This window comes from Corynebacterium sp. UMB2355A (assembly GCF_033877495.1).
Taxonomy (GTDB): domain Bacteria; phylum Actinomycetota; class Actinomycetes; order Mycobacteriales; family Mycobacteriaceae; genus Corynebacterium; species Corynebacterium pseudogenitalium.
Window position 1 is genome coordinate 113,466 of record NZ_CP138855.1, and the last position, 24,732, is coordinate 138,197.

22 protein-coding genes and 1 pseudogene are annotated in these 24,732 nt (G+C 56.2%); 5 read left to right on the forward strand and 18 right to left on the reverse strand.

The features are described 5' to 3' along the window. A complete protein-coding gene (locus R0V12_RS00560) occupies positions 1–576 on the forward strand; it encodes a bifunctional nuclease domain-containing protein (RefSeq protein WP_320072664.1) in 576 nt (191 codons plus the stop codon). Between the two features lie 124 nt (positions 577–700). Continuing rightward, the gene (locus tag R0V12_RS00565; protein WP_070362489.1) at positions 701–1,276 is read left to right on the forward strand and encodes a MerR family transcriptional regulator; all 576 of its coding nucleotides are present in this window, start codon (positions 701–703) and stop codon (positions 1,274–1,276) included. Between the two features lie 84 nt (positions 1,277–1,360). On the opposite strand, the gene R0V12_RS00570 is transcribed toward R0V12_RS00565, so the two are convergent. From R0V12_RS00570 to gndA, 6 genes are read right to left on the reverse strand one after another with little or no spacing between them, the layout of a single operon-like run. Further along, positions 1,361–2,752, reverse strand: coding sequence for a hypothetical protein (locus tag R0V12_RS00570; protein WP_320072665.1), 1,392 nt, complete (start codon positions 2,750–2,752; stop codon positions 1,361–1,363). Positions 2,753–2,803: 51 nt separating this feature from the next. Next, positions 2,804–3,670 (reverse strand): 3-methyladenine DNA glycosylase, encoded by an 867-nt coding sequence (locus R0V12_RS00575; protein WP_320072666.1) that lies wholly within the window; start codon positions 3,668–3,670, stop codon positions 2,804–2,806. Beyond that, positions 3,667–4,719, reverse strand: a complete 1,053-nt coding sequence (locus R0V12_RS00580; RefSeq protein ID WP_070477152.1) for a hemolysin family protein — start codon at positions 4,717–4,719, stop codon at positions 3,667–3,669. The genes R0V12_RS00575 and R0V12_RS00580 overlap by 4 nt, the downstream gene beginning before the upstream one ends. Continuing rightward, the gene (locus R0V12_RS00585) at positions 4,716–6,110 is read right to left on the reverse strand and encodes a hemolysin family protein (protein ID WP_070477150.1); all 1,395 of its coding nucleotides are present in this window, start codon (positions 6,108–6,110) and stop codon (positions 4,716–4,718) included. Before R0V12_RS00585 ends, R0V12_RS00580 begins: the two co-directional genes overlap by 4 nt. A 3-nt stretch (positions 6,111–6,113) precedes the next feature. Continuing rightward, the gene (locus R0V12_RS00590; RefSeq protein WP_070477214.1) at positions 6,114–7,421 is read right to left on the reverse strand and encodes a DEAD/DEAH box helicase; all 1,308 of its coding nucleotides are present in this window, start codon (positions 7,419–7,421) and stop codon (positions 6,114–6,116) included. 46 nt (positions 7,422–7,467) lie between these two features. Next, positions 7,468–8,952: an NADP-dependent phosphogluconate dehydrogenase gene (gene gndA, locus R0V12_RS00595; RefSeq protein WP_284804736.1), complete on the reverse strand. Its 1,485-nt coding sequence runs from the start codon at positions 8,950–8,952 to the stop codon at positions 7,468–7,470. Positions 8,953–8,988: 36 nt separating this feature from the next. On the opposite strand from gndA, the gene R0V12_RS00600 reads away from it, so the two are divergent. Next, positions 8,989–9,411 carry a PaaI family thioesterase gene (locus tag R0V12_RS00600; protein ID WP_320072667.1) on the forward strand — a complete coding sequence of 141 codons (423 nt, stop codon included), beginning with the start codon at positions 8,989–8,991 and terminating at the stop codon, positions 9,409–9,411. Here the strand turns inward: R0V12_RS00600 and R0V12_RS00605 are convergent. Then, entirely contained in the window at positions 9,408–10,481 is a 1,074-nt protein-coding gene (locus R0V12_RS00605) for a magnesium and cobalt transport protein CorA (RefSeq protein WP_070362481.1), read from the reverse strand. The two genes, R0V12_RS00600 and R0V12_RS00605, sit on opposite strands and share 4 nt — an antisense overlap. Before the next feature lie 142 nt (positions 10,482–10,623). After that, positions 10,624–11,961, reverse strand: coding sequence for an NAD(P)/FAD-dependent oxidoreductase (locus R0V12_RS00610; RefSeq protein WP_320072668.1), 1,338 nt, complete (start codon positions 11,959–11,961; stop codon positions 10,624–10,626). Positions 11,962–12,096: 135 nt separating this feature from the next. Here R0V12_RS00610 and R0V12_RS00615 point away from each other — a divergent pair, with 135 nt between their 5' ends. Further along, complete coding sequence (locus R0V12_RS00615; RefSeq protein WP_284804733.1) at positions 12,097–13,425, forward strand: SAM-dependent methyltransferase; 1,329 nt, start codon at positions 12,097–12,099, stop codon at positions 13,423–13,425. Positions 13,426–13,554: 129 nt separating this feature from the next. Here the strand turns inward: R0V12_RS00615 and R0V12_RS00620 are convergent, their stop codons facing one another. Both R0V12_RS00620 and R0V12_RS00625 read right to left on the reverse strand, forming a co-directional pair. Continuing rightward, positions 13,555–14,265, reverse strand: coding sequence for a YceI family protein (locus tag R0V12_RS00620; RefSeq protein ID WP_070477145.1), 711 nt, complete (start codon positions 14,263–14,265; stop codon positions 13,555–13,557). A gap of 6 nt (positions 14,266–14,271) precedes the next feature. After that, the gene (locus tag R0V12_RS00625; protein ID WP_071572633.1) at positions 14,272–14,619 is read right to left on the reverse strand and encodes a hypothetical protein; all 348 of its coding nucleotides are present in this window, start codon (positions 14,617–14,619) and stop codon (positions 14,272–14,274) included. 128 nt (positions 14,620–14,747) lie between these two features. On the opposite strand from R0V12_RS00625, the gene R0V12_RS00630 reads away from it, so the two are divergent. After that, a complete protein-coding gene (locus R0V12_RS00630; protein ID WP_070477143.1) occupies positions 14,748–15,125 on the forward strand; it encodes an RNA polymerase-binding protein RbpA in 378 nt (125 codons plus the stop codon). A gap of 76 nt (positions 15,126–15,201) precedes the next feature. Here the strand turns inward: R0V12_RS00630 and R0V12_RS00635 are convergent, their stop codons facing one another. From R0V12_RS00635 to tatA, 8 genes and pseudogenes are all read right to left on the reverse strand, one after another. Further along, positions 15,202–16,074, reverse strand: coding sequence for a polyprenol monophosphomannose synthase (locus R0V12_RS00635; protein ID WP_083290780.1), 873 nt, complete (start codon positions 16,072–16,074; stop codon positions 15,202–15,204). Then, positions 16,028–17,656 carry an apolipoprotein N-acyltransferase gene (gene lnt / locus R0V12_RS00640; protein WP_070477141.1) on the reverse strand — a complete coding sequence of 543 codons (1,629 nt, stop codon included), beginning with the start codon at positions 17,654–17,656 and terminating at the stop codon, positions 16,028–16,030. The genes R0V12_RS00635 and lnt overlap by 47 nt, the downstream gene beginning before the upstream one ends. Further along, positions 17,653–18,192 (reverse strand): FxsA family protein, encoded by a 540-nt coding sequence (locus tag R0V12_RS00645; protein ID WP_070363522.1) that lies wholly within the window; start codon positions 18,190–18,192, stop codon positions 17,653–17,655. Before R0V12_RS00645 ends, lnt begins: the two co-directional genes overlap by 4 nt. A 27-nt stretch (positions 18,193–18,219) precedes the next feature. Further along, positions 18,220–19,434, reverse strand: coding sequence for a lipase family protein (locus R0V12_RS00650; protein ID WP_320072669.1), 1,215 nt, complete (start codon positions 19,432–19,434; stop codon positions 18,220–18,222). 12 nt (positions 19,435–19,446) lie between these two features. Then, positions 19,447–20,585, reverse strand: a pseudogene (locus R0V12_RS00655) (M24 family metallopeptidase). Positions 20,586–20,615: 30 nt separating this feature from the next. Beyond that, positions 20,616–23,390: a DEAD/DEAH box helicase gene (locus tag R0V12_RS00660; protein ID WP_320072671.1), complete on the reverse strand. Its 2,775-nt coding sequence runs from the start codon at positions 23,388–23,390 to the stop codon at positions 20,616–20,618. A 4-nt stretch (positions 23,391–23,394) separates the two neighbouring features. Continuing rightward, positions 23,395–24,312: a twin-arginine translocase subunit TatC gene (gene tatC / locus R0V12_RS00665; protein ID WP_070362473.1), complete on the reverse strand. Its 918-nt coding sequence runs from the start codon at positions 24,310–24,312 to the stop codon at positions 23,395–23,397. A gap of 115 nt (positions 24,313–24,427) precedes the next feature. After that, a complete protein-coding gene (gene tatA, locus R0V12_RS00670) occupies positions 24,428–24,718 on the reverse strand; it encodes a Sec-independent protein translocase subunit TatA (protein WP_070477134.1) in 291 nt (96 codons plus the stop codon). Positions 24,719–24,732 lie beyond the last annotated feature (14 nt).

Genomic DNA, 24,732 nt, shown 5'->3' on the forward strand with positions numbered 1-24,732 from the left:
ATGCGGTCGCTGTATTTGCTCGGGGTCTACCCGGTCGGCCCGGAACACTTTCTGTGCGCGTTGCTGCACGCACCAGAGCAGAACCTATTCCTGCCAATTTGGCTTTCTCCATTTTCTGGAGGCAAGCTGGCCGCACTCATTGATGATGTAGGCCCCCTGAACCCGAGTATTTACGAAACGTATTTGGAAACGCTAAAGGATCTCGGCGCTCAAGTGCAGGCCGTGCGCATTGCGAGCTATTACGAAGGCGTGTTTCATGCCGAGGTGTTGCTGAGTACTGGCAGCAAAGTAGACACGAGCATGTCCGACGCGCTGCTTTTGGCTTGGACAGGGGATATTGCTCTCGAGGTTGACCCGCAGGTTTTGCGGCAAGCCGGCATACGGATTTCCGCGGCAGATGCGAAAGGTATCTTTGACCTTGATCTTCCAGTTGTCGAAGGGGACGCTGAAGACGGAAGTGTTTCCGCAAGCGGTGACCCAGAAGCAGACCGCGATTTTGAGCAGCTGATGAAGAGCCTTGGCGCGGATGATCTTTTTACTTCCGATGATGAAGATGGAGACGGGGCTGCCAACTAAACCTCCCTCAATGTAAAGTAAAGGTTGAGACTTCGGCGTGTCGGCCCGAGCTGATAGAGTCAAATGCCTAAGCTATCGGTACAAATACTGTTAGCCGAGACAATAGAAAACGGGAGTATGGAAAATGAGCGATCTGCAACAAGAGCTTGAACTTTCCGCAGTGGAAGGGCCTGTTCAGGAAACGCTGTTTGATATCGGGCCTTCTGACGAAGTGGGGTACCGAGTTCCGATTGCATGCCAGGTAGCAGGCATCACGTACCGCCAGCTCGATTACTGGGCGCGCACTGACTTGGTGAAGCCTTCAATCCGTGGCGCAAAGGGCTCCGGCTCCCAGCGTCTCTACTCCTTCAAGGACATTCTGGTTTTGAAGATCGTGAAAGGTCTCTTGGATACCGGGATCTCGCTGCAGAACATTCGCCTTGCCGTGGATAAGCTCCGTAACCGGGGTGTGAATGACATCGCCGAGATCACGTTGGTTTCTGATGGCGCTACGGTGTACGAGTGCCGTAGCAACGAGGAGGTCATTGACCTTCTCGGCGGCGGCCAGGGTGTCTTTGGTATCGCGGTCCCGCAGATTATGAAGGATCTGACTGGCACAATTGCTGACTTCCCAGCAGAAACCATCAATCCCGAACTCAATGACCCTCAGCCTGCCGGGTTCGATGAACTCGCAGATCGTCGCCGTCGTAAATCTTCCTAGAGAGTTCTGAAAGGCTGCAGCCCCGCCGTTTACTCCCCGGCGGGGCTGCAGCCTTTCGTACTGCTGTGGGTCTAGCGCAAGTGGTTAGTCCACAACGGCGGTCAGAGCGGCACTGACCTGCTCAGCGGATGGAGCCTCTTTCACCACGGATGCGACATCTGTCACAGCCGTATCTGCAGGGCTATCGCCTACACGAACGACGTCAAGCTTGATTCGCTCACCGAGCCGGTCCTGCAGTGCTGCTGCCGCCTGTGGTGAACCATCATCATCGGCTGTGCCGGTGGTAATCAACACGATGCGAATATCGCGATCGAGCTCACGCATGGCATCGGCAGCAGCGAAGAGCGCTTCACGAGTCTGCGGAGCACCACCGGTGCCAAGCAAGCTGGCGGTGTATGCGACGTCCTCGGCATCACTGGTCATAGCAATGTTGCTGCGCCAACCCTTCGTTACACCAGGGTTCAGTGGGGAAGAGTAGTTCCAAAGCGCTACTTGATGGCCAGATTCGGTGACACGGTATGCAGCATCGCGTATCGCGGTGTCGACTGCTGGCTTGAAAGGCTGCATCGCATCTGACGTATCGTACAGGAATAACGTGTCCAGAGCTTGCTGTTGGTTTTCGGAACCAACTTCTTTCTGTTCCTTTTCTGTTTCATCGACCGGAATTTCTGCCACCTGGGACCAAACCTGATCAGGGACATCAACCACCTGTGATTTGCTATCAGTTTTCAACGTTGACGCCGCGTACTTCATGAGGTCCTGCCCGGCGCGAGACTTATTCTCATCGACGTTATCAGTACTGTTCAGCGGTATACCGACGTAGTTCAAAACTGCATCTAGCGATGTGAAAACCCGGTCACCGGATGCTTGTTCAATAGCTGCTGCGTATAGACTCTGTTCATCTTGGATTGACTCTATATCTTCCACTGCCTGCTGTTGTAGGACATCTACGGCGCCTGCCTCATCTTTGGCAAGCAATGACGCAACAGCAACAGAGGCATCCGAGCGTTCAGGCAACACAAATCGCACTGACTCCAGCTTAAGTGTCGCTGGATCAGTAGAAGTTTGCCCCTCCACGCCGAGAGGCGCCGCGTAAACAATCTGTGGGTCAGGTACCGCCGCCGAGCGTTTTGCGTTCCTAAGTACGGCGTCTGGGTTCGCGGTTTCCGGAGCGAGAAGGATAGCTGCGTCCTCGACCTTATCGACGAGCTCTGCCTGTATACAGTAGTCCCGCACAACACGGTGCGACTCGTTGTACGCGGCTACGATCGCTTCACCGACCGATCGTTCCGTAGACGCTACTGGCAGTGAGAGTTCTCCAGACACGCACTGTGCTTCAGAAGCATCATCGGACTGTTCTGGCTTCAGCTTCATCATCAAAATGGCACTCAAAATCACAGCGAGCGCGACCAGAATGACCAGGATCGCTCCACCGGACAAGCGATAGTTACTCTTGCCATCAGAATGTCGGCCCATGCCAATACCGTCCTTACTTCGTGTACAACCCGTCTAGCGTTGTCAAACAGTCTATCGCCCTAGAACTACGTCGAGGAGAGCGACGAGCCGGGAGCGTAATTCTTCTCCACGTGCGCTGAGCGCTCGTTGGCGCTGCACGTACATGGCTTTTCCCTCAGTAGTCTCCACAGGAACGATGTCGAAGCCGAGTTCCCGGCAGTCGTACGGGGATGCCTCCATATCGAGGCGACGCGCGTCCTTGGCCAATTCGAAACAGTCAAGGAGGAGCTCGCCAGGGACCAATGGGCCAAGTTTCAAAGCCCAATTAAACAGATCCATGGTGGCGTGCACACAGCCTGGTTGTTCTCTCGATACCTGGTCTTCCCTCCGCAACGCCACAACGTTGAGGGGGCGAGCTGGGGGAGTAAAGAAACGAAACGCGTCGAAGTGGCTGCATCGAAGCTGATGAGATTCAACCACTGAGTTCGTGCCGTCTGCTCCGAGACGAAGCGGAAGATCATGGCGAGGGTGTTCCTCGCGATACAACATTGCCCATTCATGCAAACCGAAGCAGTCAAAGTGCGCCGAACGAGAGGCTGTCGCGCGAAGTAGTTCGTCAATTTCCCGAACGTCGTGTTCACGGTGCGCAAGAAACGACGCGATGTCTGCACACACGTGCCTGCTGTCTACAACTTGGTAGTCGCGCCATGAAGCTTGAGGAAGCGTAGAGGCGTCGAGAAGCACTGTATTTGCGCCAGGATGCCACTTCTTAAGGTGTGTGGGGCGGAACCTGTAGTAGTCGAACAGGAAGTCCCACACCGGGTGCTTCTGTGCGCGACGACGGCGAGCTAGGTGTGGCTCGACGAATCCGGCCGCACGTTCCTCATGCGACGCGATCCGAGCCTCGTATTCGGCTGACTCCAGGAACGTACGAATCATGAATTCTCGTGGGTCCAGTCTGCGACCGTGCCCACGTACTCCTCAATGACGTCCTCAAGAGCAAGTACGCCAACGAGGCGACCTTGATCGCGGACCTGAGCCATGTGTGCAGAGCGACGGTGCAGCGACGTCAGCGCACTATCCAGCGACTCAGAGCCATCAATCACCATCAATGGGCGGATGCGGCTCACCGGTACCAGTGGATCATCCTCATCGGACTCCATCAGGTCCAAAATGTCCTTCACGTGAATATACCCAACGAGAATGCCGGAAGGCCTAGCAACGGGGAAGCGCGAATATCCAGTTTCACGTACAGCTTGCTCGATAATCGAAAGCGCGACGCCTTCAGGATAAAACGGGATAGTTGTCAGACGATCGAGCGGGATCATTACCTCTTTGAGGTTCCTCGACTCAGAGCGCAGCGCCTTTGAAAGGCGAGCTGTTTCCTCAGCGTCAAGAAGACCCTCTTCGCGTGATTCACGAATCATGTTTGCCAGCTGTTTCTGGTCCACAGTGGATGAAAGCTCATCGCGTTGTTCAATACCAAACAGAGCCAGCGTCTTACGCGCTACCCAGTTCAAGAAGCGAATAAACGGCCCCGTGGCCTTCATCCAAAGCGTCATAGCGGGGGTAAGCCAAACAGCAGTTGACTCTGGTCCGGCAATCGCAATGTTCTTCGGCACCATCTCGCCGAACAAAATATGCAAGAAGGAGATGAACGCCAGCGCAATCACGAAGGAAACAGGATGCAGCCACTCACCCGGCAACCCCATCGCGAGAAACGGAACTTCAACATAGTGTGCAACCGCAGGCTCAGCGACCTTACCGAGCACGAGCGACGCGATGGTGATGCCCAGTTGGGCACCTGCGAGGTAAATCGAGAGGTGTTCCGTCGCGTACAGCACGCCAGTAACATTTGTCTTGCCTTGTGCCTGCATTGACTCCAATCGATCGCGCCTGGAGGACACGAGTGCGAACTCGGACGCAACGAAGAACGCGTTGAGCGCCAGCAGGACCAAAATGAGAAGGAATGCTACCCAAATATTCACTGTGCTGACCTCCTCTGAAACTCGATTGCTTCCTCTGGAGAAATCGGACTCAAAATTGCCCTGTCGATCCTGCGATCATCCATTGTGGAAACCCTTGCGAGCCAGTGGCCAGCGCTGCCTGTTTCAAACTGTTCCTGGAAATCGGCTGTGCCGGAGGGGAGCACTACTTTGTCGCCAACTGTCGGGATATGTCCAAGTGCTGACATAATCAGTCCTCCAAGAGTTTCGTAAGGCCCCTCGGGTGCAACATAACCGAGCTCCTCCTGCAGTTCATCGAGCCGCACCAAACCAGAAATCTCCCACGACGTTCCGACGTGTAAAAAGTCCCGCTCGGATTCGCGGTCGTCGTACTCGTCGTACACCTCACCGAGGATCTCCTCGACTACGTCCTCAATCGTGACCAGACCTTGCGTTCCGCCGAACTCATCCGCAACCAGCACTACCTGTGAGCCCGCGGAACGAACCCTGTTGAGCACCGCATCGCCGTCAAGCGTCCCCGGGATAAACGGAACTGGCTTGGCCAGCGTTGACAGCTTGGTGGTTGCACGCTGCTTCTTATCTACCGAAAAGGCGTCTTTGATGTGGACCACGCCTATTGTGTCGTCCAAGTCACCGCGGCGGACGGGGAAGCGCGAATGGCCTGTCTCACGTGCAAACGCAATCAAATCCGCTACGGTGTCCTCAGCGTCAAGCGCATTAATGGTTGAACGTGGCGTCATCACGGCTTCGGCGGTGGTCTCTCCGAACTGCAGCGATCTGTCGATCACCGCTGCGGTATCTGCGTCAAGGTCTCCAGACTCCATCGAGTTTCGGACCACCGCACCCAGCTCTTGGCCAGAACGAGCGGAGGCTAGCTCATCTGCTGGCTCAATCCCGAGTTTTCGCACAACCCAGTTCGCCGAAGAATTGAGCCACTTAATAAACCAACCAGCTGCGGTATTAAACGCATTCACAGGAGGTACCACGACCCGCGCAGTCTTCAGCGGATCCGTAATCGCCATGTTCTTTGGAACAAGTTCGCCAAAAACCATCGAGAGCAATGTCGCAATCGCCAACGCAAGGATCAGCGCTACTGTCGTTGAGGCCGCTTCACTCAGACCAACGAGCTCAAGCAGGGGGGTGAAGAACTTCCCCAACACCGGCTCGGCGAGGAAGCCAGCTGCGAGCGTCGTCACGGTAATACCGAGTTGCGCGCCTGACAACACGAACGAAAGGTTCGCGTGGTCTCGAGCGACGGCTTTCGCCGTGCGGTCGCCGACCTCCCGGACGTGCTCATCGATAGTTGAGCGCTCGAGTCCTGTCATTGCAAACTCGATTGCAACGAACAGGCCCGTTGAGGCCGTCAACAAGATGAAGCCCAAAAGAGCAAAGATTGAAATGACTATATCCATCGACTATGACCGAGGCGTCCGACGCCTACCGCTCCTTCCCGTCGACCGTCGTCGTTGAGCATTCGCACTGGGGCGTTTCGAACGCCTGGTTGCGTTGTGGTTCTTTCGCTGATGTGGTGGCTGGCCACCAGGCGGTGGCAGGGGCTTCCCAGACGGCTGCCGAGCTCCGGTGATCTCAACGACCTCAGGTGTAAGCTCCTGCGCCCGGACTTCGGTCGCTCGCACTCCAGCTTTGTTTAGAAGCGAGCGAACCTCCTTACGCTGTTCATCCATGACCAACGTAACAACGTTGCCCTCAGTGCCCGCACGCGCTGTACGCCCCGCGCGGTGCAAGTATGCCTTGTGTTCTGCAGGCGGGTCGATGTGGACAACGAGTGAGACTCCCGAAACGTCGATTCCGCGTGCTGCGATGTCCGTCGCAACTAAGACTGGAGTTGAACCATCAGCGAACCCCTCTAGTGCGCGAGTTCGAGCACCTTGACCTTTGTCACCGTGAATTCCCTGCGCGTGAACTCCGGCGCGACGAAGCTTCTTCACCTGCCTGTCCACACCATGCTTCGTGCGCATAAACATGATCGTCTTGCCTTCGCGTGCGGCGATTTCCAGCACTCGAGCATTGCGCGACTCGCGGCTGCCACACAACAGGACGAAGTGTTTCATGGTCTTTACAGCTGACTTCGCTGGAGCTGTGGAGTGCGTAACCGGATTATGCATGTACCTGTCAACGATTCTCTGTACATCGCCATCGAGCGTTGCAGAAAACAGTAACTTCTGGGAATCCTTTGGCGCTCGGTCGACAAGCTTGATGACCTGAGGCATGAAGCCCATGTCGGCCATCTGGTCGGCTTCATCAAGCGTGACGATCTCCAGAGCCCGAAAATCGAGGACGCCACGCTGCAATAGATCCTCTGCACGGCCCGGTGTCGCCACCAAGAGGTCGACTGGTGCCGCCAAAGCGCGGATCTGCGTATTGATATTGACGCCACCAACTACATCCAGCACGCGAAGGCCTTGTGCGCTCGCGGGGCTGTTCAATCGCTGTTGAATCTGGCTTGCCAATTCACGCGTCGGTGCGAGCACAAGTCCACGGGGCCGTCCAGGCTGACTTGGCGCACCACTCAGACGCGCCAACATCGGCAAACCAAACGTAAAAGTCTTGCCGGAGCCGGTCGGACCACGCCCAAGCACGTCTCTGCCTGCTAGGGCATCAGGAATAGCCGCTTCCTGAATTGGAAACGGCCGAGTAATTCCTTCTGCGTTGAGCGCGCGCACCAGGGGGTGGGGAAGGCCGAGATCGGCAAAACTTTTCATTGCAAACACCCTAGTGCCTTTTTGCGGTCAGGTGCTATCGCCACGCTTAGTAACGAAGCTCCTTGCGGTCGCCAGACCACGCGATATGGAACGTGCCGTCCATATCGACGCGCTTGTAGGTGTGCGCACCGAAGAAATCACGTTGTCCCTGAATCAGCGCCGCAGGCAAGCGGTCTGCACGCAAGGAATCGTAGTAGGAGAGCGAGGACGCGAATACCGGAACCGGAAGCCCGAGCTGCGTAGCCGTTATGACGACGCGACGCCACGCATCAATGACGCCGCCCTCCAGCTCATTGCGGAAGTAAGGGTCGAGCAACAGTGATGGCAGCTCAGGGTTTTTCTCATACGCCTCGGTGATGCGGTCGAGGAACTTCGCGCGGATAATGCAGCCACCACGCCAAATCTTCGCCAGCTCACCAGGCTTCAGACCCCAGTCGTACTCTTCGGAACCCGCAGCAATTTCATCAAAGCCTTGCGCGTACGCAACGAGCTTTGAGGCGTACAGAGCACGCCGGACATCCTCGACGAACTGCGCCTTGTCCAGACCAAGGTCAGCGAACGAAGCTTCTATGCCACTAGGGAGGTTGGCCTCCAAGGCCGCGGTGCGTTGCGCAGTAGAAGAAGAAAGCGCACGAGCAAACACTGCTTCGCCGATGCCAGTGACTGGGACGCCCAAGTCTAGGGCCTCCTTCACAGTCCAGCGACCCGTGCCCTTCTGGCCAGCCGCGTCCACAACGACGTCGACAAACGGTTTGCCTGTTTGCTCATCGACTTGCTTCAGTACCTCAGCGGTGATCTCGATCAGGTAGGAATCCAGGTCACCCTCATTCCACTCGGAGAAGATTTCAGCGATCTCCGCCGGCTCCAACCCAGCTGCGTAGCGAAGCAAATGGTATGCCTCGCCGATGACCTGCATGTCGGCGTACTCGATGCCGTTATGCACCATCTTGACGAAGTGTCCGGCACCATTTGGGCCAATGTGGGTCACGCACGGAACGCCATCGACTTTCGCGGCAATATCCTCAAGGAGTGGGCCAAGCGCCTCCCATGACTCGACAGGACCACCAGGCATGATCGAAGGACCAAGCAGTGCACCTTCCTCGCCGCCAGAGATACCTGCGCCGACGAAGTGGCGCCCCTTTTCAGCGACTTCTTTCTCACGGCGGATCGTATCGGTGAACAACGAGTTACCGCCATCGATGATGATATCGCCCTCATCCATCGCTTCGACGAGCTGATTGATCACTGCATCCGTAGCCTTGCCAGCCTGGACCATGATGACAGCACGGCGTGGACGCTCCAGCGAGGCAACAAAGTCCTCAATCGTTTCAGATGGGATAAACGAGCCCTCATCCCCGTGCTCGGCCATTACGGCGCGAGTCTTCTCAGGGGACCGGTTGTAGATAGCAACCGTATGTCCGTTGCGGGCGAAATTACGTGCTAGGTTCGAACCCATCACCGCCATACCGACAACGCCGATCTGGGCGAGATGAGTCTGGGACTGATTCGTATCATGCTCGGTGGTAGTCATGCAGACAATACTACGCTGCTGAGAGGAAAGAACGGAATGAGTTTTCTATTCGAAAAAGTTGATCGCGAGCTCAACGAGGAAGAATTGCGGATCCTCAACGAATACAACAACGGTTACGCCAACACGATCGGAATGGTGATCACGGCGTGTAGCCCAGAGTGCGTAACTGCACATATAGACGTCGGACCCCAGCATCTTCAGCCTGCCGGGATCGTCAACGGGGGAGTCTATGCCGGTCTCGCGGAAACGGTAGGTTCCGTTGCAGCGATGGCGACAGCTGGCAGACCTGCTGTCGGCATGAACAACAACACCGACCTCCTACGAAGCGTCCGTGACGGGCGAATCGAAGCATCCGCGCGCCCAGTTCATGTCGGGCGGCGAACCCACCTCTGGCGCATCGAAATGCATCACGGAGGCAAATTAGTGGCCCTGACGAATCTGAAGCTCCTCGTACCCTAAAGCCAGCGGTTCTTCCTGAACCACCAATACATCAGTGCCATGGTCAGGATCATTACGCCGAGCACCACCGGGTAGGAGTACTTCCAAGCCAATTCCGGCATATTCTCGAAATTCATGCCATAAACACCGGCAATCATGGTCGGGGCCGCAGCCATACCAACTACTGCAGATATCGTACGCATATCGGAGTTCTGTTGCATCGAAACCTTCGCAACCGAGGCGTCAAGCAGGGAGGAAAGGCGTTCATCGAAGCCTGAGAGGTGGTCACTCACGATCGTCGCGTTGTCCTGCACGTCACGGAAGTAAGATCTGAGCGCTTTCCGCATCAGATCACGGTTGTTGGTCAAACCATTCTTTAACGCCGGTGCAAGTGGGTCGATCGCGTGGCGCATCTCCAAGATCTCACGTTTGTAGTTGTAAATCTTGTCAATGTTAATGTCTCGCCGAGGCGTAAACACCTCGTTTTCCAGCTCATCGACGTCGCGGCTCAGGTTGTCTGCGACCTTCAAATAGTTATCGACGATGTAGTCGGACACCACCCATGCGACGGCACTTGGGCCAAGCACCGCAAGCTCCTCCTCGCTTTCTAGTTTGCCAGTCAAATCAGGCAGTGGTGCGCCGTGCCGGATCGTGATCGCAAAGTTCGGACCGGTCACAATTTGGACTTCACCAGTGGAAATGATTTCACGGGCATCCGCAACTTCCTCATCGTCGCGGTAATACACCGAGCGCACGACCATGAACAGCTGCTCATCGTAGCGCTCAACCTTTGGCCTCTGGTGGGCATCGACTACGTCGTCAACGATCAGATCGTCAATGTCGAAAAACGACGAGATCTTCGTCATCTGCTCATCTGTCGGACCTTTCAACGAGACCCACACAAACGCGTTATCGTGCTCCCGTGCGACCTGCAGTGCCTGTGGAATCCGATAGTTGCCAGGGACGCGCTTGCCGTCGACAAATACTTTGCAAAAGTCGATCGAGCGTTCCAGAGGGACCTTCACCGGTATGCGCGATGGTTGAAGCGTGCTTTTCGACGACTTCCTCGACAACGGGATCCTTGGTGGCATAGTGGCCCCCTTTACTACCTGCGTCGCGCCAATCAAGGGCGAGGGATACAACAACGCTCGAGATACTACGCCCTTCGAGAACGGAACACGAACGCGCCTCTCCAACCGTATACAAAGGGGAGAGGCGCGTCAGCAGAGTCATTTAGTTCTCTGAGTTTTCGGATTTCGCGTGGCGTTGGCCGGGTGTCGTCGGAAGGTTGTATCGCTTCGAGCTCAAAGCGTTGTAAACCCACGTCAACGCTGTGACAGTGCGGTTGCGCAGTCCAGTGAGGAATGAGACGTGGACGTAGAGCCACATCAACCAACCCAAGAATCCAGCGATTTCTACCTTGCCCATCTTCACGACAGCGTTAAAGCGAGTGACGATAGCCATCGATCCCTTGTCAAAGTAGGAGAATGGCTCGCGCTGTTCCGGCGTAATCTCGTCTTCAACCTGTGCCTTCAAAATCTTTCCGACATATTCACCGGACTGGATTGCAACCTGAGCGACGCCCGGCAAGCGGTCGCGGCTCATCATGTCGCCCACGATGAATACATTCGACAGTTCACCAACGGACAGGTCGGCGTTCACCGGCACCTTGCCGTTACGTTCAGCCTCTACACCAGCTTGCTCGGCGACCTGCTTGCCCAGCGGGGAAGCCTGGACACCAGCAGACCAAATCTTCGTTGGAGTGTAGACAGTGGTCTCTTCGTCGGTCTGGGTGTTCTTGTACGTGACGCTTTCAGCGTCGACGTTGGTCACAATGGCATTCAAGATGACAGTAACGCCTGCCTTCTCCAACTCGCGCTGCGCCTTCCGGCCAAGACGCTTTCCAAATGGTGGCAGAACCTGTGGCATGCCGTCGATAAGAAGGATCTTGGTCTGATCTGGTGAGAACGAGTACTGGCTTCCAGCAAATGCGCGGTGCGCCAACTCGGCGATCTGTCCAGCGAGCTCAACACCAGTTGGACCGGCGCCGACGAGCACAAAAGTGAGCAGCCGTTCGCGTTCTTCAGCGGAAGTAGCTAGCTCAGCTTTCTCGAAGGCATCAAGAATGCGTGCGCGCACCTCGAGCGCGTCATCGGCTGTTTTCAAACCAGGTGCGAACTCCGCAAAGTGATCGTTGCCGAAGTAGGACTGGCCTGCACCCGCTGCGAGGATCAATGAGTCGTAGGCATACTGTGACGACGCACCATCATCGGAAGCAGTGACGATCTGATTCGCGGTATCGATCTCGTCAACATTGCCGCGCACAACGCGAACGTTGTCCTGGCTTGCCAAAATCTGGCGAACCGAAGAGGCAATTTCGCCGACAGACAGAAGACCGGTCGCTACCTGATAGAGCAGAGGGGCGAAGATGAAGTGGTTTGTGCGGTTAATAATCGTAATGTCTACGTCTGCATCCGCGAGTGCATGAGCAGCGTTAATGCCACCAAACCCCGCACCTACGATCACGACGTGATGGCGGTTTCCAGCGGGGCGGTATGGTGTCTGAGTCATAAAATTGTCGCTCCTTGGGAAAGCTGTTTGAATTTTCTTCCCTTTATAGTACGCCCATAATGTTAGAACGGTATGGTTTTGGAGATGAAGCGTCGAAAACTCCGCTGAAAGTTTGACCAAGTAAGGTGGGGAAGCGTGCCGATTCCTGAACCAGTACCAACGCATTTACACACTGTTGACGCCACAAAGTGGCCACGGCTAGTGCAGCCGTTGGATGGGTTTGCTCTGAAAACTCGCGCCAGGCTTGCAGAGGCCGAGTTTGCTCGAGCCTGTGACGCCGCGGGTGTAACGCTTTCTGGTGACGACGCCGACATTCTCGTGAACCATGAGCGGCTTTTTGAACGAATCGCGGCTGCTGGCTGGACAGGCCTGGCAGAGGGGTACATGGCAGGCGAGTGGTCAGTGACCTCATCGGATGTACTTGTTGAAGTCATTGCGAAGCTGCTGGGGCAGGGCTACGTACCCCGCCGTACATCGTGGAAGCCACGGCCGGAAACTGTTGGAGCGATGCTGCCGAGTTCTCTCGTACAGCACTTTTCGGGCGATCGTGTGAGTGCTTTCCAGGGTCATTTCGCTACAGGTGTCGCAACTACCGAGCGCAAACTGACCAAGTCCTACCCGGAGCAGCGTGCCAAACAGCGTGGCGCGAAGCGCCGCTATATCGATGTGACCACCTACGAAGCACCGCTCGATGCGGATCGAGCCGACTTGGGCGATATACAGGCGCGGAGCGCTCAGCAGTTGCTGGACCTAGTCGGTGCAGGGCGCGGTACGAGAATGCTCGAGTATCCGAACTCGGGAGGTGCTGTGGCTCTGGCCGCGATAGGGCGCGGAGTGGTGGTTGATACTCTCGCAATTAGCCATGACAGTGCCGCTCATCTTCGGGAATACCTCATTCTTAATGGCGCTGCGAACGATGTGCGCGTTGCCGTGGGCAAACTTGGTGACGCCCAATGGGCCCAGCAGCATGGGCCGTATGATGCAATCGTTTCATTTAGTCAGCTTGAATCATGCCCGAAACGCGATAAAGTGCAGTACCTTCGCGCGATGGACCGCATGCTACTTCCAGGCGGGCGTATCGGTGTGCAATCGGTGATGGCACGTCGCGTGCAATCAAAATCCGTGAACCGAGCGTGTCGGAGTGCGCTTCAGGTGCTTGGTGCGTATGTATGGCCAGGTATGGAGTATCAATATGAAGTCGATTTTCTGAAGCTAGTTGAACAGCAAACGCATCTCCAAGCGATCAGTATTAGCCGTGCGCCGGAACATCTTCGGTTGTCGATTCGTTTGCAGCGTCAAATGTTTGAAGGGCGGCTCCGTGAAGCCGCGGCCGATGGCTATGACGAAGTATTTCGCCGACTATGGCTCTGGCAGTTTGCGGTTCGCGAAGCAGTTGCATCCGTAGGGGGCTTGGATCTGGCGCAGGCGGTATTGGTACGGAAGCACCGGGGTGGGCGCCGATAAGAAGCAAGGGTCGAGTGTCTTAGTTGACATAATGTACATTATCGGACATTTCCACAACTTTGCATATAGATAGCGGAAGCCCGCCCAATAACGTAACGTGACGTAATTGGGCGGGTAATTCTGGACAGTCTACTTGGTCATATTGAGGCGAATATTGAGTAGCCCGCTCTCGGCAATCTTCGCTGCGACAAATTCAGGCGTCTCAACGCCGTAGTCAGCTCTATCAAACGGTACATCGCCCGCGACGATGAGATGGCTGCCAGACAGGGCTACGTCAAAAGGTGCTGTGACGCGATTCGTCTCGCCATGGATGGTCAAGTCTCCGACCACGTTCACGGTTCCAGCGGAACCGTCTGATGGAACCTTGGATAGATCAATCGGCTCGGTGATCGTGAAGCTTGACGTCGGGTATTGATCCGTGTGAAGAATCTTCCGGCGTACGTTGTTGTCTCGAACATCGCTGTCTGTAGTCAAATTCGTCATGTCGACTACGATTTCGCCAGATTGCAGTACACCCGACTCAATATGTACTTCGCCTTCAACGCCTGTCGTCGATCCTGAGGTCGTCTTTGCTTCACCAGGAAGAACTTCATCGAACGTGAACCCAACGGACGTCGAGTTGACGCCAGGACGCTTTTGGATCTTCCAAACGCCGTTGATGTCAGTGTCCGCCGGTTTAAGTCGGTCTGTATCAATTCCTTCTGTCTTGACTCCACCGCCACCAAACATGTTGAGCAGCAATGGGATCATCGCGATCAGGACCGCGAGCACCGCAATTCCCGCAACAATGACCATCAAGAGCTTCTTCTTGCGGTCGCTGGGAGCTTGCACTTCCTTCATGGGTACTTACCTCAACTTCTCAACTGTTCGCGCTAATTCAATTAATTCGTCACACATGTTACGTAATTCATCCGGGTTTGCACCTTCATCCACAGCTGTCCGGATATCTTCCGCTGTACAACGCAAAACGAAAAGGTTGTCGCGGAGCATAGACACAGTTTCCGGTTTAAGGATGGCTGCCCCTTCATCAATCGCAGTGCCGGCTACAAAGTTACGCTGTTCATACGCACGCTGCTTGCATGACTGGCTGCAATATTTTCGGCGGCGTCCTCTTCCCTGCTGCCGCGCCATTTCTTTGCCACACCACTGACACGTAGGCGATTCGCTCTTCGCGTACACATCACTTTCTGGCATACGGGTCAGCCTAATACACACCTTGAACGGAATGCATGTCCGGTTCAATACTGCGGGAACAAAATCTAAAAGGTGAACGTTATAATAGGGCGACTGCATTTAAATGTGTTTAGAAGGGACAATTGAGTATGGCTGATCGTGTTCTTCGCGGAAGTCGAATGGGCGCTGTGAGCTACGAGACGGACCGAGACCATGATCTCGCGCCTCGGCAGCAAGCGCGATACCGCACTCCGAACGGCGAGATTTTCGAAGTGCCGTTCGCAGATGATGCAGAGATTCCAGAGGAATGGATGTGCAAGAACGGCCAGCTCGGCACCCTTATGGAAGGCGAAGGCGTCGAGTCGAAGCCGACGAAGCCACCCCGTACTCACTGGGATATGCTTCGCGAACGCCGTACTATCGAAGAGCTCGACGTGCTGCTTGAAGAGCGCCTTGAACAGCTGCGGAAACGTCGTCGCGCTGCTGCGCGCTTGGCGAAAGAACAAGCAGCAGAAAACAAGAAGTAAGAGCTAGTTATAGCCCGAAGGCGAGAGGCCACATATTCTGTAGCTTCTCGCTTTTCGTCTAACTGTCAACGCGAAGTTACTTACGCTTCGAAGCGATGAATTCCTTGGCAACCTCTACGACGTTGCCCGCGAGCTGAGGCAGGTCGTTCGCCTTGCTCAGCAGCTCGTTTGCTTTAGAGCGCTTGGCCTCGTAGCTGAGCATTCGGAATCCCTCTTTCGCCATCTCCCGTGCGGTGCCAAACTTTTCGGTGGCACCCCACTTGGTGACTTCCCAGAGAGAAGTTGTCGCGAAGCTTGCGTCTAGCTTAGATTCGCCCAACGTGCGGTCCTCGAATGTAATCGGTACTTCGCGAACGTCGAAACCGGCAAGCTCGGCCTTGTGCGCCATATCGACCTGGAAAATATAGCCCTTGTTGGACAACTCCTGGAGATCGATGGTCTCGAGGACTTCGCGTCGAAAAGCGCGGTAACCTGCGGTCATGTCGCGAACATCGCCACCCAGCGCAAGGGAAACATAGGCGTTTCCCAGCTTGGAAAGCAAGTAGCGCTGCTTCGGCCAATTTTTAACTTCCCCGCCGTCCACATACCGCGAACCGATTACGACGTCTGCGCCGCTTTCGATCTCCTCCAACAAGCGGTGAAGCTCCTCAGGTGCATGCGAGCCATCGGCGTCCATCTGGCAGATAACCTCATAGTCACGCTCGAGTCCCCAGTTGAAACCGTCGCGGTACGCGGCGAGTAGCCCTTCCTTGCCAGCACGGTGCAAGACGTGCAGGCGATCATTCGCTTCTGCCAGTTCGTCGGCCTTCTGCCCCGTTCCGTCAGGAGAATTGTCGTCGACAATAAGGATGTCTACATCATCGTTTGCATCGAAAACCCGGCCAACAATGAGGGGAAGATTCTCAATCTCGTTGTACGTCGGGATGATCACTAATGTCGAATTCGCCACGGTGGCTGCTCCTTTTCCAGCAACGTTTCTCGCCGTTGTTCAAATGTTGTCTAGCATACTCCCTGGGTCGGCGGACTGCTGCACCGAGTATGAGCATGAACCCAAGCCAAACGAACGCAGCCTCGAGGTAGTCCCCAAAACGCACAGCAAATGTCCGCGTTGTATGTAGTGGCAGGCGTTCAATCAGGTGGTTAGCTTCAAATATAGAAGTTTCTTGGCTCACCGTTCCATCAGGGTGCACGATTGCTGACACACCTGAAGTAGCTGCAACAACCACTGCCCTATCCGTTTCAATGGCACGCAGCCTGCTCATCGCCAGCTGCTGATAGGTCATATCGCTAAACCCGAAAGTCGCGTTGTTCGTCGGTGTAGCGAGAATTTGCGCACCATTATTAATTGCCATCCGGTACGCCGGGTCTTCTGCCACTTCATAGCATGTGGCAACCCCAACAGGGATGCCTCCCATGTGGACGACACCTGGGCCATTGCCGGGCTTGAAATCGCTGGCGAGGTCCACGAGGTCCGTGATTTTCCGGAAGAAGTCGCGCATTGGCATGTACTCGCCAAACGGCTGCAAAAAGCGTTTATGATGCGTCTCGTCTGGCCCTGTTTCCGGGTCAAACACGACCATCGTGTTGCGCGCACCGACCTCGTCGCGCGTCAGCGTCCCCACCAGCACCGGTGCCCCTACTGCGCTCACAGCGCGTTCGATTGACGACGCCGCCAAAGGATCTTGAAACGGGTTCACGTCCGACGAGTTCTCCGGCCAAATAACGAGGTCAAGCTTTTCACCTTGTTTTTGGGCATCATTCGCTGCGCGAACAGTTTCATCGACGTGATTTTGTAACACGGCTCTGCGCTGAGCGTTGAAGTCAAGCCCGAGGCGCGGCACATTGCCTTGAATCGCTGCGACCAGTACGGAGTTGCCCTGTGCCGTCTGAGCCTCTGTCCCCTCGCCATCGAAACTCGGGCTGATAAGTCCTCCGAGCCCGATCGGGAGCGCGAAACCTAACGCAGCTACCCTGCGGGTTCTCCCACGCGTGATGAGAAACGTCACGAGGCTTACACCAGCGAGACAGGCGGCGAGAGAAACTAGCGCTGGACCACCAATTGAAGATAGCCACACCAGAGGCCCATTGACCTGCCCCCATGCCAGCCGGACCCAGGAAAATCCGCCGAATGGAAGCGACGAGCGGAGGAACTCCACCGCGATATACACAAATGGAAAAGCAAGGAACCCATACTGGCAACGGGCAATGCGGACGCCAACCGCGCCAGTGATAAGCGCTGAGAGCGCCAGCGTGATAGCGAGCGCCACGTAGGGCATCGCGCCGACGAATGCTCCGATCCAGGGCAGGAGGATCAAGTAGCACGTGGCGGCATGGGCAAACCCGAGCAAGCAGCCAAATGCTGCACTTGGCGATGGCTTCGCTGCTGTAGCAAAACGTTTCCACGGCATCAGAGCGAGGTAGAACGCACCAACGCCGAGTACTGCGAGGAACCAGTACCCGAACGGCTCATAGGAGAACGCAACCGCAACGCCGGAAAGTACCGCGAGGACAAGTCGGAGTGACGCATTCACGACCGTGGTCCCTCTTCCCCACCTTCTGATCGGCGTTTGTGCTCTTCGTAGAGCCAGTCTTCAATTTCATCCGTGTCAATGACGGGGTGCTCATCGTCGCTGGCCCCACGCTCAGGAGTTGGCCGCGTGAACGAGCCGTAGGAAGCAGAGTTTCGGGACATCGGCGTCGATTCGTACATCCTGATTCCAACATTTTCCACGCGTTGCCGCAGAGAGCGTGAAAGGTGGTTTCGGAGTATCGAGCGAGTAGGGCTGAAGACCAAGAAGAACCCCAGGATTGAAGAAACGAAGCCCGGGATAATGCAAAAAGCCCAGCCAACCATGAGAAGCGCAGAGTCGCCTGCTAGCTTCCCTACAGATGTTTTGCCACGTGCCGCCTTTGCGAGTTCGCCGCGGAGCGTGAGCGTCGCCAGTGCACCGCCTAGCACCATCAGCGCGAAGATTGCCAGCAAAGCCCAGCCAACGCCGATTGACTTCGCGACAAGGAAAAACGCCAGCGCTTCTACGAGGAAATACGTCAAAATGTAGATTGGCATGCCGACCATCTTAGCCGGACTACACGGTTACTTGCCTGAGGATTCTAGCTGGCTTAATAGCCACAGGACGTCCTTTCGGAGGTGCTGGAAGTATGGGGCGAAGTGGTTGATGCCAGTTCTTCCCGGAAGCTTGGGAAGTTTTCGCATTTGAACGGGTCTATCCCACCTCTCCCCTAGTTCGGCGACCACTTGCCACGGGACGATGTCGTCGTGCTTACTGCCCCACAGTCTGAGTGGGATATTGAGTGGTGTACGAGTACCTAATGCGTGATCGTCGAGCGCTGCGGCTGTTTTCGGAAGATCCTCGAGGAGCGTAGACATTGGGATACCTGCTGCCGTCCAGTGTACGGTGCTTGCCCAAGCATGTCGGAGGACCGCGCCCACTGCACAGATGTTCGCATCAAGGATGACAGCGGACATACCAACGGGGCTGAGGTGGGGCATCAGCTCTTCCGTGATCTCTGGGTCGGATGCTAGAAGGGCGGCGACTGCGTAAAGAATCATGATGGACGGAAGCGTCCCATCGATGCGGTCGAGCATCGCAAGCAGATCTGCAGGTGGTGCTCCGACGACTGCGGCACGCAGATGTAGTTCCGGCGCGTACTCGGGTTGCTCTAACCATGAAGCTGCGGCGCCCCCGCCCTGAGAAAAACCCCAGAGACCAAGCTTTTCGACGCTGCAGCCTAGGCCTACGCTGGCGCGAACTGCATCGGCGAGTGCGTGGGCTGCTGCGCGGTGGAAGCAATAGAGCTGCACATTGTCTTCGGGATCTCGTGGATAGTCCGTCAACACGACATTTGCTCCCGCGGCGAGCAACATGTTGATCGCAGGCTGCTCGTAGGCAGCGATAAGGTCCAGTGGTTTGCGTCGAAGTCGAAGTCCCACTGTGCAGGAGTAAGAAGGGTCACATGCCGGGGCAACGCCTTGGGTGGAGGGGGCGAACGCGACGGTTGGACGCTGTCCATTGCCATGCCAGGGACGCTTGCTGAGGAACACCGCGCCGGTAGCAGACATCACGCGTTCCCGCTCGTCGGTCGTGGTGTATTCAATTCTGAATGCGTTGGCACGATTGAGCCTGTACTGCAGCCCTATAGGACGAATCGGCGTTGCTTGCAACAATGTGCCAGGAGGAGCGCCGACTGCCCAGGTTGCTTTGCCATACTCCGCATCCGTGATCGAATGTGAATGCGTGAGGTCAACGCTAAGCGGCAGCAGTGTGCGAAGAGTTAAGCCGAACTCCATGTATGTGCTTTCCTAGATCTTCGGAGTGTCTCGCGGGTGGGGCTGCAAAGTCTTTGGCCTGGTGTTCAGCGAGTGTGCACCGTCTGCCTGAAGATGCACTATGTCCTCGATACGCATTCCCCAGCTGCCTGGTTTGTAAATTCCTGGTTCGATGGAAAAGACCATTCCTTCATCTAGGACGAGATCATTGCCGGTGACCAGGAACGGCGGTTCGTGGCCAGCCAACCCAATGCCGTGCCCGATTCGGTGCGTAAACCACTCGCCGTACCCGTGCTCGGAGATAATGTTCCTCGCAACCGCGTCGAGCTTTTCTGCTCGCATTCCAGGCCGAGCGGCGTCGCAAGCTGCCTGTTGCGCTTGCAAAAGCACTTTGTAGGCATCGAGCTGCTCTTGGCTACCCGGTGCTCCTTCGACAAGATACGTTCGCGTGCAGTCGGAGTGGTAGCCGCTCGCGATCGTCCCTCCGATATCGACGACGACGATGTCCCCTGCTTCAATGATTCGATCGGAGAAGTCGTGATGAGGGTTTGCGCCGTTGGGGCCAGAACCGACGATGATGAAGTCTACTGCGGTGTGCTCCTCCAGGATCGCCGTGTGCAGTGCGTCGGCCACAGCGCGCTCGGTAATACCTGGGGTAAGTAGCGAGGGAACGAGGGCATGAACGCGGTCGATTGCTTCGGCGGCCTGAGCCAATTGCGCAATCTCGTCATCATCCTTGACCATAAACAGACTAGACAATGCGTCCTGCGCAAGACAGGTCTTGAATGGGTATCGCTGCAAAGCCAGCACGTGATCCGCGGTGAGCGTGCTGCCCAGGCCAATGATCGGAGGCGTTGCGCTGTCGGCAGGCGATGCGATGAGTTTATAAACAATTTCATAGGGGTCTTCGCCATCGCGCCACCCAATGGGGATGAGCGCCGGGTCGTCTGAGGGGAAGGAGCCAGCGTCGGTGCTGGGGAGGACAACGGTAGCGTTTCCTTCATCGGTGAGCACGATAGCGGAGAGCCTCTGTGCGTATCGATTTGTGTACCGGTCAGGTATTCAAATTCCGGGCCAGGGCCGATGATCACGGCGCGCAGGTGATTTGCCGCAAGAAATTTGCAGGCTGCTGCGCGTCGACGTTCAAATGTGTCGCTACCGAAGAAAGTCATATGCCCATCGTAGGCGTACCAGTACTCACACTAGCTCCCGATTGCCACTACACCGCGTCGAATAGTTTCTATCGCGCGGTTCGCATTGTTGCGAATCTCATCGCTGTAGCCGACCTTCTTCACCTGTTCTAGCAGGTCGATCACCTGCCGGCACCATCGGACAAAGTCGCCCGCGGTCAGTTCCGCGCCAGATTCTGCCGCGGCTGCAAGCGCGTACCCAAGCGGTGCGCCGGCGGTCCATTGGTGCAACGCGAGTGAGAAATGTGGGTCTGGCATTCTGGTGAGTGGAAGATTGTGGCGCTGTTCATCGGAAACGAGTTCGCCGTACACACGCATCGTTTCATTCATTGCGTGGGCCATTGGCTCTGTAGCGGCCTCCGGGGAGCCTCCCGTGGTACGGCGGTTCTCAAACACGACTATCGAGACGACACCGGCGAGCTCTGCGGGGTCCAACTCGTCCCAGATCCCGCGTTTTAGGCACTGCGCAACGAGGAGGTCCGAAACATTGTGCAGCTTTGCTAAACGCTCGCCCTCATCAGTTACTTGGAATTCGCCTTCCACGAGCTCCACGTAGTCGAGTTCTTGCAGTAGCCCGATCAGGCGCTCGAATGTTCTGCCAAGTGTGTCGGTGGCGTTGTCTACTTGCCTGCTCAGCCGGTCAAGTGCGCGCTGCTCACGGGCAAGCTTCTCGCCTACTCGGGCCAGCATTTCGCGGTCCGTGGCCGGCCATGAGTGGACGGGGTGCGCATGAAGTTGCTCGCGAAGTTTGGTGACGGATTTTGGAGTTCGATACCGGGCCTTCTCACGCAGTCGCTTTGGTGCATGCACCGGAGCGTGGCGGAGCTGGCTTGCGATCTTTTTCGCAAATTTGCGTGGTTGGTCCCGCGTATGCCGTGGAACTTTCATTCGCCCTACGACGAGTGGAGTGTTCTTGAAAAAATCAGCGTTGATGCGGCTCGACCAGCCACGCTCGGTGGTGACCCAGGGGCGCGGATCGTCGTGTCTGCCGGCGGGCTGAACCACCACCGCGAGCTCCGGTTGACGTTTACCAGGAAGCGCGATGATCTCGCCGACTTCCAGTCGGGCCAGCACGCGGGCGACCTCGGTGTGCCGGTTGTCGAGCGCGTCTCTCCGTGCTTTCTTCTCCTCCACGCTGAGAGCATGTCGGATGTCCAAGTACTCCAACAGGTCCTCAATCGCGTGATCTGATGGTGGCGCGTACGAAGAGATATCGCGGGATAATTGGGCGCGAAGTCGAGCAACTTTGCCTTCCAACCGCTCTAGGTCCCTCACCTCGCCAACCACGGATCGGTCGGTTTGGAACTGAGCAAATGACTGCTCGATAAGTCGAATGGAGTCGTCGAAACCATTCATGGCAAGCATGTTGATAGCCATGTTGTAGCCGGGAGCAAACGGTGAAATGAGTGGATACGTTCTTGTCGACGCCAATCCAGCTACATACTGCGGGTCCATCGCTGGCGCCCACTGCACAACAGCGTTGCCGAGCACATCGATCCCTCGCCGACCGGCGCGCCCCGTGAGCTGGGTGTACTGCCCTGGCGTGAGGTCTACGTGGCCCTCGCCGTTGAACTTGACTAACTTCTCCAGCACGACGGTTCGGGCCTGGATGTTGATGCCCAGGGCCAGCGTTTCGGTCGCAAAGACCACCCGGACGAGCCCTTCCACAAATAACTGCTCGACGATGTGCTTGAACGCGGGTAATAGCCCTGCGTGGTGCGATGCGAACCCCCTCAGCCACGCGCTGCGAAGCTGCCGGTAGTTCAGTACTTTGAGATCCTCTTCCGGGATGCCTTCAACACCCGCGTCGATGATCTCGGCGGCACGTGCACGTTCCTCTTCTGTCGTGAGTTCCTTCCGCGAACGGAGGCATTGGTAGAGAGCGCCATCGCATCCCGCTCGAGAGAAGATGAACACAATTGCCGGAAGCATCTCTAGCCCATCGAGCACCTCGACAACTTCCGGCCGCCCAACCGGACGGTAGCGGTCTTGTTGGCGTGTCCTCCCATGGCGACGTCCACTCGAGCGGGCACGGAACCCGCGACCTTCATGAAAGTCATCCGCGCCTTCTTCCATCGTTCGAGACTCGATACGAGCGATCTGATGTGCCAAAGCCCTGTTAAGTTCGGGCTCGGAGGATGGGTTGGCAGGCTCGAACAATGGAAGGACCTTCTTGCCAACCATCATGTACTGACTCAACGGAACCGGACGGTCTTCGGAAACAATCACGGTCGTATCGCCACGAACAGTGTTGAGCCATTCACCGAACTCTTCCGAGTTCGACACAGTCGCCGAAAGCCCAACGATCTGGACGGAGTCGTCCAAGTTGAGAATGATCTCCTCCCAAACAGGTCCACGTTCCGGATCTGCGAGGAAGTGGATTTCATCCATTACCACGTGGGTTAGTCGGTCCAGGCGAGGTGCTTCCGCGTACACCATGTTTCGGAGCACCTCTGTCGTCATCACGACGATGTCCGCCGAACCGTTGATGCTCACGTCGCCTGTCAGCAGTCCAACGGATTCTTCGCCGTATGCCGCGACGAAGTCGTGGTACTTCTGATTGCTCAGCGCCTTAATTGGTGTGGTGTAAAAGCACTTTGTGCCTCGCGAGAGCGCCAGCGCAACGGCGAACTCACCGACTACGGTTTTCCCGGATCCCGTTGGGGCGCAGACGAGCACGCCCCGATCGTCTTCGAGTGCCTGGCAAGCTTCAATTTGGAATGGGTCGAGCGGAAAATCCTTCGAGGCTTGAAACTGTGCGAGAAACGAGTCAGAGGAAGCGGACATGCCCCTACAGTACGTCGTTGAAGGGATCCTCGGTAAACGTGTGCACGGGCTTTGGCTTCTCTACGGCCGCTACGTTACCAATCGGTGCTGCCTTTTCGATGGGCGAAGCTGCGTCGATAGGTCCTGAGGACTCGTCGTCGTCGAGGTCGAGCCAGTCCGGTCTGTTCCTGGCGTGGCGCTTGTCATTGATCCTGCAGAACTGGAATGCGCACTCGACGAGGAGTGTGATGGAGAGCGCCAGCGCGACCATCGAGAACGGGTCCTGGCCGGGTGTCATAAACGCCGCAAAGATAAAGATCCCAACGATGATGATCCGGCGCTTATCCTTTACCTGTTCATAACGAATGATGCCCGCGACGTTGAGCATCACGATGATGAGGGGGACTTCGAAGCTCACACCAAAGACGACGATGAGCCCGAGCAAAAAGTTATAGTAGCTTCCACCAGACAGTGCGCCAATCTGCACCTCGCTGCCCATCGTCATCAGGAAGTACAGTCCTTTGTCCAAAACAAAGTACGCAAGCATCGCCCCGGCCACGAAGAGCAGTACCGCAAGCGTCACAAACGTGAATGTGTACTGTTTTTCATTCTTGTGGAGCCCCGGCGTGATGAATCGCCAAATTTGGGTCAGCCACACTGGTGATGCCATGACGAGCCCAGCGAGCGCGCCTACCTTCAGCCGCAGCATGAACATTTCGAAGGGGCCCGTCGCTAAGAGACGACAATTGCCATCACCTGTGAAGTCTGCTCGAAGCTCAGTCGGGAGGTTGCAGTACGGACCTCGAATGATTTCGCCGAGTGGGTACCAGTGAAAAGGCGCAGACTGATACCAAATGAATCCCACAACGGTGCCAACGCACACTGCGACGAGCGAGACGATGACGCGGCGTCGTAGCTCTTTCAGGTGTTCAACGAGCGTCATCTCGCCGGTAGCATTCTTTGGCTTCCGACGAAATCGACGACCTGCCTTTTGTGCAGGCGGAACTTGCTGTTGCCCCACTGAACTACGACCTCCAAGAATTCCTTAACAACAAACGCTACTGGCGGTGCTGGTTCTCAGGCGCGTCCCAAAAGCTTTGCTGAGCGTTAGGGCCTGTTTGCTGCTGTGGATTCGATGGAGGAGCGATTTCTTTAGGTTCCTGGCTCTGCGCAGGCTGCTGCGGAGCAGCTTGCGTCTCGTCGTCGTTGCGCAGCTCCTTGACTTCAGACTTGAAGATACGGGCGGAGCGACCCATCGAACGTGCCAAGTCGGGAAGCTTGTTTGCCCCGAACAATAACAGCACGATGGCCAAAATAATGAGGATTTCCATCCAACCTAAATTCGGCATTGGATTCCTTTCAC